Here is an 11762-nt window from a genome sequence, read left to right as displayed (position 1 = left end):
CGCCTAGAGAGACAACAAAGCGCGCCCGACTCCTCGCGGAGTGGGCGCGCTTTGTTATTCGCTGAGGCGGAGTGTCGAGGAGCTAGACACCCGGGTGCGGCATGAACATCAGGATCAGTGCGATGAACCACAGCAGGTTGAAGATGCCGGCGCCGGCGGCGGCCTTCGCTTTGGAGCCTTCGAAGTTAGCGGTGCGGTCGGAGGGGTCGGCGTCGGCAGGCGAGAGCGCGCCGAGGCTGCCCATGATCTTGCGCTGCTGGGGCACCACCATGGCAAACAGGACTGCCCAGGCGATGACCGAGACAATGATTGCGGTGTGCAGCCAGTAGTTGGTCTTAAAGTAATCCCAGTTGAAGGCCAGCACTGCACCGCCGAGGAGCGGAACGAGCACGGAGAGCACGCCGTAGCGGGAGGTAATGGTGTGCAGGATCGAAGCGCGGCCGGTGGCTTCCTCGCCACCTGCGTTGGCGGCAGTGGCAACACTGGGGAACATGGACGTTGCGACCATGACCGGGCCGAGGAGCAAAATTGCGGCCGCGACGTGGGCAAAAATCAGAATTGTAGTCATGACACCCACCATACGGTACGGCTGGTGCGCCGGCGGAGTCAGCCGTCGGCGAGGTGGTTGCGCCCAATCAACCCGGAGATGCCGGAACAGGCATGCCGGCTCGCGCGCATGTCGGCAACGGGCATGGCTAAATCATAGGTATCGGCGACTGCAACGAGCTGGCGCGCGTACGCGCAGCGCGCTCGCCAATTCGGGGGCATCCATTCGCTGGGCAGCTGGTCCGACTTAGCGCGGTTGGCCGCAGCAGAGGTGACAACGAGGTTGCGCGGGTCGTTGGCGAACTCGACGCGGCGCTGGGGTGGCCAGGCGTGCGCCCCGAGGTCCCACGCGGCGGCCAGGGGCACGAGGTGGTCGAGCTCGACATCCCCAGGGCGCAAGGGCTCGCCGGTGTAGGGGTCCGTAATCGGCGGGATCTGCGCATCGCCCGGGAGATCGGCGCAGCTGGGGGCTGCGAAAGCGGCGGCCATGGCGACGTCGCGAGTTGAGCATTCGCCGTCGACGTGGGCCCAGCCGGGGCCGAACTCCTCGCGGGAGTAGCCGAGGACCTTGGCGCGGTAGTCGAGCTGCTCGGGCGCGGGAAGCGAGAGCGAGCGGCCAGTGGGAAACGGCGCGACGGCGACGGTGAAAACGATAAGGAGGGCGAGGAAGAAACGCACGCCCCTCTTAGACAGCCGGGGTGGCGTCCGGGTTCCCTCGGCGGGTGGTGCGGGTGGTCTCGAGCGCCTCGGCGAAGGTGATGTCCGGGTTGCCCATGGCGTGCTCGGTGACGTCGATAGCTGTGTCGAACTCTTCCTCCGCACCCGGTGCGCTGCGGGTGAGCAGGGAGACTGCGATCATCGCGAGGGTGGCGAGGACGACACCCGGGACGATCTCGTAGATCAGGCCGGACAGGACGGCCGAGGAGCCCCAGATGAAGACCGTGGCGGCGCCGACGATCATGCCGGCGAGCGCGCCGGCGGCGGTGAGGCGTCGCCAGTAAAGCGCTGCGACGACAACCGGGCCGAAGGCCGCGCCGAAGCCCGCCCACGCGAAACCGACGAGGCCGAGAATCGTGTCAGAGGGGTTGAAGGCCATGGCCATTGCCAGGGCTGCGACGAGAACAACCATCGTGCGTGAGAGGATCAGCAGGGTGTTGTGGGTCGGGGCCGAGCGGGCGAAGATGCGGTAGAGGTCTTCGATCAGCGCGGAGGAGGTGATCAGCAGCTGCGAGGACATCGTGGACATGATCGCGGCGAGCACCGCGGTGAGGATGATGCCGGCGACCAGCGGGTGGAACATGATGCGGGCGAGGTCGAGGAAGATCGTCTCGTACCCGGCCTGATCGGTCACGCTCGCGGGCTGCTCTGCGAAGTAGACCGTGGACACCAGCGCAGTGAAGATCGCGCCGAGGTAGCAGATGAACACCCAGAAGGTGCCGGTGCGGCGTGCGGAGGCAGCCTCGGACGGGGAGCGCAGCGCCATAAAGCGGGTGATGATGTGAGGCTGGCCGACGTAGCCCAGGCCCCAGGCGAGGTTGCCAATGATCGTGGCTGCGGACACGCCTGCGATCAGGTTGAAGTAGGTCGGGTTGCCCTCCGGCCACGGGCCGTAGGCGTTGGAGGAGGCGAAGGTGAAGATGTCACCGGCGTTGTCGAGCGCGAACAGCGCCATGACCGGGACGATGAGCAGCGCGAGAAACATCAGCGCGCCCTGGACCACGTCGGTGTAGGACACAGCGAGGAAGCCGCCGATGAACGTGTAAAGGACGGTGATCGAGCCGACGATGAGCATGCCGGTGGTGTAGTCGCCCTGGAACGTCGACTCGAAGTAACGCCCGCCGGCGACCATGCCGGAGGAGACGTAGAAGGTGAAGAACACGATGATGATCACCGCGGAGACCAGGCGCAGCAGGCGCGAGGTGTCCTTCGTGCGGTTTTCAAAGAAGGACGGCAGGGTGATCGAGTTGTTCGCCACCTCGGTGTAGGAGCGCAGTCGCGGCGCGATCCACTTCCAGTTCGCCCAGGTGCCGATGAACAGGCCGAACACGATCCACAGCTCGCTCATGCCGGCGACGTAGAGGGCGCCGGGCAGGCCCATCAGCAGCCAGCCGGACATGTCTGAGGCGCCGGCGGACAGGCCCGCCACGAAGGGGGACAGGCCGCGGTCGCCGAGAACGTAGTCGTCGTACTTCTTAGTGCGCAGCCACGAGTAGAAGCCGATGGCGACCATCACGCCGAAATACAGCACGATGGCCAGCACGAGCCAGAAGTTGTCGGTCACAGTGTCCTCCAAGCGGGGAAGGGTTAGCGGGGGTGTTACGGAACCCACTGAGGGTACTGCACGAAACTTTCGGCGAGGCGCTGAGCCGGGGAAAATAGGGCGGTGATGGTATAAGGGAGGTTATGCCAAAATTCCTCCTGCACGGGCTCTGGTTGGCGGAGTCCGGCCTCAACCTGTGGGTTGAGCAGGTGGAAGGCCACAAGATCGTGATGCCCTCGCAGGTGCCGGAGGGCACGTTTCCTCCCGCGGTCGCGGCATTGCTTGACGACGTCCACTTTCGCCACCGCGCCCGCGTGCGCCTGCAGACTCCCCGCGGCCGCCAGGTGAATCTGAAGGTGCCCACCGCCGCGTTCGCCCCGGACCAGGCAGTCGCGGCGCTGGCGTCGCTGGCGTTTCTGGACGACCGCTCCCCGGCGGCCTCGTCAGCTCAGCGCGAGTCGATCGCGCCGGATCTGTACTGGCTCATCCGCGCGTATACGGGGATCACCCAGTTCATTAAGGCTGGCCGTGTGAGTATTCACGTGCCGTACCGCGACGGGTCTTGGTTTGCCGAGTGGCAGCTCGGCACCGGCGTGGAGGAGCGCGGCTGGCTCGCCGAGATGATCGCCGCCGCGCCCGGCGTGCTCACGGTGAACAACCCGAGCCTGAGCGAGAACATCGCCCAGACGCTTGTGCACTGGGCGGCATCGGCGCGCCTGCGCGAGGTCCAGGAGGACACCCGCCCGTACCCGTGGCACGACTTTGTCAACTCCCTGCTTTACTCCGCTCCGCTGCGCCGCGGCGGGGGGCAGCTGTCTCTGCGGGTCAGCGAGTGGAACGGCTCGATTACGGCGGTGAACCTGCAGCTGGTGTTCATCGTCGAGCAGCCGGCGGAGCCGCTCGAGGGCGCTTCGCTGGATGGTGCAGCACAGGGCAGTACGGTGCAGTGGCCGGTGCGCGTGCAGGTGCGCGCTGGCACAGATTCCCCGCGCCCGATCCGGCTGGCCGACTACGATGCCCAGACCGCCCAGACGCTGCGCAAGGCGTTCGCGCGTGCGGCGGAGGTCTCGGGCCTGCTCGATCCCGCCGCCCACCCGCGCCTGCCGTGGACGCCGATGAGCAGTGACGACGGGGAGTGGGACGTCTACCTCGGCACCGAGGAGATCGTCCGCTTCGTCACCGTCGACGCGCTGCGGCTGCGCGGGCGCGGGTTCGCGGTTATGCTGCCGCGGTCCTGGTCCACCGCCGAGACCACTGCGACCCTCAAGGTTGCCAAGGCTGACGACCCGCACGACGCGTCGACGACGACGAACTTCGACTTCGACACGCTCGTCGCCTACGACTGGCGCCTCTCCGTCGGCGGAGTCGAGCTCACCGATGAGGAGATGGCGCAGCTGGTGCGCTCGAAGTCCGGGCTGGTCAAGCTGCGCGGCGAGTGGGTGCTCGCCGATACTGCCTCGCTGGCGAAGACGAAGCGCTACATGGCCGCGCTTGCCGGGCAATCAGAATCTGGCGAGTCCGACACCACGGGCGTGGTCACCGCGGGCCAGCTGCGCCAGCTCGCACTCGAATCAAGCGTGGACGAGCCAGTGGAATTCGCGGGCTCGCCGTGGTTCACCTCGCTCGTCGGGGGAATGGACCGTCCCGCGCCCGAGCGCGTGGAGGTGCCCGAGACGGTGCAGGCGCAGCTGCGCGACTACCAGCGCCGCGGGGTGGACTGGTTGACCTACATGTCGCGCAACCACCTCGGGGCCGTGCTTGCCGACGACATGGGGTTGGGAAAAACACTGCAGCTGCTCACCCTGCTCGCCGTCGAGCGCGCCGCGGGCAGGGCCACGGGGCCGACGCTTATCGTCGCGCCGACCTCGGTGGTGGGGAACTGGGCGCGCGAGGCGGCACGCTTTGTGCCCTCGCTGCGCGCCCGGGTCCACCACGGCTCCGACCGGTTGAAGAAAGAAGCACTTATTAGCGCGATCGCGGAGACGGACATCCTCATCACCTCCTATGGAGTGGTCTCGCGCGACGTCGACACTTTGGCGAAGGTCGAGTGGTACCATGTCGTGCTGGATGAGGCGCAGGCGATCAAGAATGCGGGCACGCGGGCGTCGAAAAGCGTGCGAGCGATCCCCGCGCGACACCGCATCGCGCTGACGGGCACACCGATCGAAAACAAGCTCAGCGAGCTGCGTAGCCTGCTCGACTTTGTCAACCCCGGCATGCTCGGCTCGCAGTCCTTTTTCCGCAACCACTTTGCCAAGGCGATCGAGACGCGTCGCGACGAGGCGCTTGCTGACGAAATGAGCGAGCGCCTGCAGCGGCTCACCGCGCCGTTTATCCTGCGCCGCCTCAAGACAGACCCCGCAATTATCGACGACCTGCCGGAGAAGCTGGAAAGCGTGCGCGCCGTCGACATGACCGCGGAGCAGGCCGCGCTCTACACGGCGCTCGTCGAGGACCTCACGGCTGAGCTGGAAAAACGCGAGGGCATGGCGCGTAAGGGTCTGGTGCTCGCTTCGATCACGCGCATCAAGCAGATCTGCAACCACCCCGCGCACTTCCTCGGCGACGGCTCCCCGGTGACGGTCAAAGGCAAGCACCGCTCCGGCAAGGTGGCGCTGCTCATGGAGCTTCTCGACGAAGCCATCGCCTCCGACCAGCGCGTGCTCATCTTCACCCAATACAAGGCCTTCGGCGACCTGCTGCAGCCGTACCTATCGGACCGCCTCGGCGAAATCGTGCCGTTCCTCCACGGAGGCGTGGGCAAATCCGCCCGCGACACCATGGTTGAACGCTTCCAGGAGCCAGATGGGCCGCGCGCGATGATCCTCTCGCTCAAAGCGGGCGGCACCGGGCTCAACCTCACGGCTGCTTCCGTGGTCATACACATGGACCGGTGGTGGAACCCAGCCGTGGAGAATCAGGCGACCGACCGTGCCTTCCGCATCGGGCAAAACAAGAACGTCACCGTGTACAAGATGATCACGCGCGGCACACTGGAAGAATCCATCCAGGACGTGCTCGACGGGAAGATGCACCTCGCCGGCACCGTCGTCGGTGAGGGCGAGGGTTGGATCACTGAGCTGGGCACTGAGGATCTCGCGCAGCTGATGAGCTACAGGGGGCAGGAGTAATGGCAGACAACCGTGCACGTCCGGGCGAGGACAACGTCATTTACGCCAACTTCGGGGCGAAGCGCCGGGTCCGCGGACCGGAGGAGACCGCGCCGGGCGGTGAGACGCTGCCCGTGGTGGGTGTGACGCCGGCTGCGCGCCGCTTATCGACGGCTGCGCTGAGCAGCACCGACGCAGGCCGCGCGAAGCGAGGGCGCCAGTACGTGCAGGAGGGCAAAGTCATCGAAGTCACGCCGCTGCCCGGCGGCTTCGACGGCTTGGTCACTGGCAGCCAAAACGACCCGTTTGCCGTATCGATCCGGCTGCCCAGGCGCAGCGCGCACGACATCCAACTCGCCTTGGAAATGCTCGCGCGCGAGGCCGGGTCAGTGGAGAAGGCTAAGCGTGGCGATCTCAGCAGCGAGGTACTCGAGGTCCTCCTCGCACCCGATGCGGACAGCATCCGCTTCTACTGCACATGCCCAGACAGTGCGCCCGTGTGCAAACACGCGGTTGCGGTGGCGGACAAGGCCGCCGAGCTTCTCGACGCCGACCCGTCCATCCTGTTCAGCCTGCGCAACCTGAGCCTGCCCATGATCGAGCAGGGCGTGCGCAACCAAGCGACGGCAGTGGCCAGAGAGAATTCCGCCGAAGGCTCTGCATACTTCTGGTCGGGGCGCACCCTGCCGGACCTGCCGCGCCCGAAGGTCGCCCCGATGGTCGACGACTCTGACCTCGACCTTTTGCACAAGGCGATGCAGACGGTGTCGTTTACCAATATCGACCAGATGCGCGCGGTGGCCGACATCGAGGACCTGTACGACGAGCTGACGCGGTCCTAGCTGTGACTTATCGGGGAGTGTTCGAACGCTGCGGCATGCGTTCCTGGGGTTGATGTCCGGGGTGCGTGCTAAAGATGGAATACATGGATGCCGTGACTTTCATTCACACCTCCGACCTGCAGTTGGGCATGACGCGCAAGTTCCTCTCGCCGGAGGCGCAGTCGCGTTTCGACGACGCACGCCTCACCGCCGTCACCCGCCTAGGTGAGCTGGCCACCGAGCGCGGCGCCGAGTTCATCGTCGTGGCCGGTGACGTTTTCGAGCACAACTCGCTGGAGAAGCAGACTCGCGGGCGCGCGCTGGAGGCGCTCAAGGCGCTTCCTGTTCCCGTCTACCTCCTGCCCGGCAACCACGACCCGCTCGTGGCGGATTCGATGTTTGCCCACACCGCCGACCTCGATACCGTGCGCGTGCTCGACTCCTTCGATGTGGTTCAGGTGCGCGAGGGCGTCGAGCTCGTCGGCGCACCGCTGACCGCGAAGTACGCCTCCGAGGACCTAGTGGCCAAGGCGCTGCGCCCGCTTGGACCCACCGACGCGCTGCGCATCGCCGTCGGCCACGGCCAGACCGAGTCGCGCACGGGGGAGTACGCCCCCGACCTGATTGATCTGGCGCACGTCGAAGCCAAGCTTGCCGACGGCACCATCGACTACCTCGCCCTCGGCGACACCCATTCCACCGCCTCGCTCGGGTCCTCCGGCAAGGTGTGGTTCTCCGGGGCACCCGAAACGACAGACTTCCACGACCGCCGGCCGGGTGTTGCCGGCAACGAAACCGACTCCGGAAACGCGCTGGTGGTCACGCTGCGCAAGGGGCAGGCGGAGGTGGAGAAGGTGCGCACCGGCACCTGGACCTTCGATGCTCTGCACTGGGAAGTCACCGCGGACGAGGATGTCGACGACATTCTGCGTACCTTGGCGGACTACCCGGACAAGGCGCGCACTGTGGTGAAGTACTCCCTCGACGGCACGCTCGGACTGGAGGCCACGCGGCGGCTGGAGGAGGGCATCGCCGATTTTGAGCCCGTCTTCGCCGCGCTGTACGAGCGCGACAGGTTGATGAACCTGCACCTCGAACCCACCGACGCGGAGCTGGCCGATCTGCCGGTCAGCGGCTATGTCTCTGCGGCTATGCGTGAGCTTGTCGAGGACCGCGATTCCCGGACCGCCCGCGATGCCGTCAACCTACTGTTCCGCCTGGCCAAGGAGGCTTAACCCCGTGCAGATTCACGACCTTGTCCTCGACAACGTGCGCGCCATTCGGCACCTCGAACTGCACGACCTCCCCGCGACTGGCGTCATCGTCATAGAAGGCGAGAACGAAACCGGCAAATCGACGATCCTGGATGCCCTCGACGCCGTGCTCAACGAGAAGCACTCGTCAACAAGGGAAAGCATCCGCTCGCTCGAGCCGATCGGGCGCGACGAAGGCCCCGAGGTGACGCTCACGGCGACGGTGGGGCCGTACACCTTCACCGCGCATAAACGTTTCCGGCGCCGAAAACTGTCCGAGCTCCACATCACCGCGCCGCAGCGCCAACAACTCACGGGGCGCGAGGCCGACGATAAGCTTGCCGCGATTCTCCACGAACACCTCGATGCCGACCTGGTGCGCACCCTGTTCCTGCGCCAGGGCGGGATCGAACCAGGTATCGCTGCCGCAGGCATTCCGTCGGTCACCCGAGCCCTCGACTCCAGCGATGGTGGCGAGGCGACCGCGGCGGAAGACACCGAACTGACCGCGCGCATCGCCCGGGAGTACCAGCGCTACTACGACCAGAAGGGCAAGGAGAAGATCGCGCTGAAGCGGCTTCGCACCGAGGTCGACGAGCTCACCGCGCAGGTCGAGGCCAAGCGGGCGGAGGTGCGCGAGCTTGCCGACGCCGTCGACGAAGTCGACCGCAAAAACGCGGACATCGCCGCCGCTGACGCCGAGCTTCCCGGCGCGCGCGAGGAGCTCGCGCAGCGGGAGAGCGAAGTCGCCGCAGCCCGTGTCGTACGGGAGAAGGCCGAGGCGGCGCGCGAGGCGCTGGAGCGCGCCACGATCGACGCCTCCCGCGCCGAGGACGACCTCGCCGCCCGCGTCGACGCGCGCGAGCACCTAGCCGAGTTGGAGGCTGATGGGGAAAAGCTCGCCGAACAGATCGAATCCGCCCGTGCCAGGGCGAGCGAGGAGTCGGAAACAGTGGCGGGATTGGTCGCCGCCCGCGAGGCGTCCCGCAGCGAGCTGGCTGCGGCGCGCGAGGGCGTGGCACATGCTCGCACGGTGAGGGACCGAGCTCGCTCGCACGCGCGCCGGGCGGAGCTGGGCGAGCTGCTCGCCGCCATCGACGAGGCGGGAGCCGAGCTTGAGCGGTTGCATCGGGATGAACCCGAGCGCCCCGTGACCGCGGATGACGTGCGCCGCATCGAGAAAGCGGCGGGGGAGGTCGCGGTGCAGCGCAGGCTCGCCGAGGCCACAGCGGCCAAGCTCGACGTCGTGTCCGAAACAGATGCGGCCATCACAGTCGACGGCGAGGAACGGGCAGTCACTACTAGCGAGGTGACAACACTGAGCCTGCGCGAGGGAACCGAAATTGTCTTAGGTTCCTTTACAGCGGTTTACCGCGCAGGCGCCGGTGATTCGGCGTCGGGTGATGCACTCAAAGAAGCGGAGCGCGAGCTGGCCGAGGCACTCGCCCCGACCGGGTGCGCTGACCTCGATTCGGCCCGCGCCGTGCGCGACGAGCACGCCGCCCAGGCATCCAAGGTTGCGGCCGCGCGGTCTGCGTTGGCTGATCTCTCCGCCGGCCGAGACATCCAAGCGCTGCGGGCGGAGCTTGCCCGTCTGATCGAGGCCGAGGAGGCGAACGTCGAAGCCGGGGCCCCTGATGCCCTCGACATCGGGGCCGCCGAGGAAGCCCTGTCTGCGGCAGAGACGGCCCGCGACGCTGCCGAGAAGGCAGTCGCGCAGGCCGAGGCCGAGCTGCAACCGTGGGAGGAAAAGCGTGCAGCCACCGCACTGCTGCGGCTCGAAACCCAGCAGGAACTCAAGGATGCAGAGCGCAGCGCCGCCGCCGCACAGCTTGCGGCCGCGGAGGAGGCGACCTCCGAGGAGCAGTTGGTGAAGTCTCGCGACGCCGCGGCGACGGCCCGCGCAACAGCCGAGGCCGCAGCGCGCGAGTTGTCCGCGCAGCTTGACAGTGTCAACCCCGAGCTCGCAGAGGAGCTTCTATGCGGCGCCGACAACCGGCTGCGGGCTTTGACTGAGCGCCGTGAAGCCGCGGAGAAGCGTACCCTTTTGCTGACCAGCTACATCAACCACGCCACCGGCGTGGCAGAGCAGGCGGATCGGGCCGAGGCGGCGCTGGAGACGGCGCAGTCCCAGCTCGACCGGACCCTGCGCCGCGCGGAGGCGGCCAAGCTGCTGTGGGAGACCATGAGTCGGCACCGCGACGAAGCGCGCGCCCGCTACGCCCAGCCGTTTGCCCGAGCGCTGGCCAGCCACGCGTCGGTTGTATTCGGTCATGATGTGGAGTTCACGCTTAATGACGACCTTGAAGTCGCCGAGCGCACCGTGGGGGATACCACGGTGGCGCTGAAAGGGCTCTCGGGAGGCGCGCAGGAACAGATGGCGATCCTGACTCGCTTCGCCATCGCGGAGCTCGCCGGCCGCTCCGAGAACGGCTCCGTCACCGTGCCGGTGGTGGTGGACGACGCGCTCGGCGCGACGGATCCGCGCCGCCTCGCACTGATGAATTCGCTGTTCAACCGCGCGGGCCGCGGCACCCAGGTGTTTGTTCTCACCTGCGATCCGCACCGCTTCGATCGCGTGGATGCGGCCCGCAGGTACTCGATCGGTCAGCTGCGCTCCTAAGGACGTTTCCGTACTGCCACAGGAGCGTAGTAATCTTCAAACACATGAACACCCCACCGCGCTGGCTCAACGAAGAAGAACAGTCGCTGTGGCGCGCATTGCTCGCTGCGTCTCGGAAAGTGAACCGCGTCATCGACGAGACCCTGCAGACGGGATCTGACCTTTCCGCCTCGGAGTTTGCCGTGCTCGTCCAGCTCAGTGAGGCCCCGGAGCGGCAGCTGCGGCTGCGCGAGCTGCGCTCCGGGCTTGACTGGGACCGCTCCCGGACCTCCCACCAGGTCACGCGCATGGAGCGCCGCGGCTTGGTGAGCAAGACGAAGAGCCCGGGAGACGCGCGCGGGGTGCTTGTGCAGCTGACCGACGAGGGCTTCAAGCGCCTCGAGCAGGCTGCGCCAGACCACGTGGAGAGCGTGCGCCGGATCGTGTTCGACCACCTCAATCCCGAGGACGTACCCTCTCTGCGCCGGTTCCTCCAGGGCATCGCGGACGTGAAAAACGTCCCCGGTGTACCCGGTTTCACCGGATCGTTGTCCTCATCCGAGGCGAACGCGCAGTAGCGTCGCGGTTGCGTCTTCGGGGTGCTGGCTGAGACAATTCAGGGTGTAAATCAGGGTTTCCCCGTTGTGGTGAGCGCGCGTCCACGGTTGGATGGGAGTTGTTAGCCCACATACGTGTTTCACCCGAAAGGAATCCGAGAGATGACCTCGTCTAACGCTTCGTTCACCAACCAGCCGAAGAAACTCACCCGCTCGCTCACCGACCGCTGGATCGCGGGTGTCTGCGGCGGCATCGCGCAGCGCTACAACATCGACGCGACCCTGGTCCGCCTCGGCTTCGTGGCGCTGTCGCTGACCGGGTTCTTCCCCGGAATCATCGCCTACATCGTTGCCTGGGTCATCATGCCCGAAGGCGTGTAGCGCTTCCAGACTCAACCGCCCATCCCGCACCGGCATCGAAACTAACGCGGGGTGGGCGGTTGTCGTATGCGGGAACCTGTCTTTAGGCAGTAACCCCAAGAGCGAAGCGGATGGCGCCCACCGCCTGCCACATTGCTTCGTTGGCCTCGCGCCACACGTAAAACGCGTTGACGAACGGGTGCACGAGCCCTGGGTGCACCGTCAGCGACACCTTCGCACCAGCGCTTGCGAG

The 11762-nt window shown here is 66.6% G+C and carries 9 protein-coding genes; 6 read left to right on the top strand and 3 right to left on the bottom strand.

The features are described from left to right. Positions 1 to 82 precede the first annotated feature (82 nt). The 3 genes from VVR41_RS10385 to putP are packed head-to-tail and all read right to left on the bottom strand — an operon-like array spanning position 83 to position 2827. The gene (locus tag VVR41_RS10385; protein ID WP_368524706.1) at positions 83 to 568 is read right to left on the bottom strand and encodes a DUF2269 domain-containing protein; all 486 of its coding nucleotides are present in this window, start codon (positions 566 to 568) and stop codon (positions 83 to 85) included. A gap of 38 nt (positions 569 to 606) precedes the next feature. After that, a complete protein-coding gene (locus VVR41_RS10380; RefSeq protein ID WP_368524705.1) occupies positions 607 to 1224 on the bottom strand; it encodes an HNH endonuclease family protein in 618 nt (205 codons plus the stop codon). A 7-nt stretch (positions 1225 to 1231) separates the two neighbouring features. Then, positions 1232 to 2827 (bottom strand): sodium/proline symporter PutP, encoded by a 1596-nt coding sequence (gene putP, locus VVR41_RS10375; protein ID WP_368524707.1) that lies wholly within the window; start codon positions 2825 to 2827, stop codon positions 1232 to 1234. A gap of 122 nt (positions 2828 to 2949) precedes the next feature. On the opposite strand from putP, the gene VVR41_RS10370 reads away from it, so the two are divergent. The 6 genes from VVR41_RS10370 (at position 2950) to VVR41_RS10345 (ending at position 11530) form a co-directional block, all read left to right on the top strand. Continuing rightward, on the top strand, positions 2950 to 5937 hold the full coding sequence (locus VVR41_RS10370; protein ID WP_368524704.1) for a DEAD/DEAH box helicase: 2988 nt from the start codon (positions 2950 to 2952) through the stop codon (positions 5935 to 5937). Continuing rightward, positions 5937 to 6758 carry a hypothetical protein gene (locus VVR41_RS10365; protein ID WP_368524703.1) on the top strand — a complete coding sequence of 274 codons (822 nt, stop codon included), beginning with the start codon at positions 5937 to 5939 and terminating at the stop codon, positions 6756 to 6758. Before VVR41_RS10370 ends, VVR41_RS10365 begins: the two co-directional genes overlap by 1 nt. An 83-nt stretch (positions 6759 to 6841) precedes the next feature. Beyond that, positions 6842 to 7972 (top strand): exonuclease SbcCD subunit D, encoded by a 1131-nt coding sequence (locus VVR41_RS10360; protein WP_368524702.1) that lies wholly within the window; start codon positions 6842 to 6844, stop codon positions 7970 to 7972. Between the two features lie 4 nt (positions 7973 to 7976). Then, positions 7977 to 10613, top strand: a complete 2637-nt coding sequence (locus VVR41_RS10355) for an AAA family ATPase (RefSeq protein WP_368524701.1) — start codon at positions 7977 to 7979, stop codon at positions 10611 to 10613. A gap of 44 nt (positions 10614 to 10657) precedes the next feature. Continuing rightward, positions 10658 to 11170, top strand: a complete 513-nt coding sequence (locus VVR41_RS10350) for a MarR family winged helix-turn-helix transcriptional regulator (protein ID WP_321103523.1) — start codon at positions 10658 to 10660, stop codon at positions 11168 to 11170. A gap of 141 nt (positions 11171 to 11311) precedes the next feature. After that, positions 11312 to 11530, top strand: coding sequence for a PspC domain-containing protein (locus VVR41_RS10345; RefSeq protein ID WP_321103521.1), 219 nt, complete (start codon positions 11312 to 11314; stop codon positions 11528 to 11530). Positions 11531 to 11762 lie beyond the last annotated feature (232 nt).

The organism is Corynebacterium sp. LK2510 (assembly GCF_040946405.1).
Taxonomy (GTDB): domain Bacteria; phylum Actinomycetota; class Actinomycetes; order Mycobacteriales; family Mycobacteriaceae; genus Corynebacterium.
The sequence above is the reverse complement of the archived record's forward strand: the minus strand, read 5'-3'. Positions and strand labels throughout refer to the sequence as shown.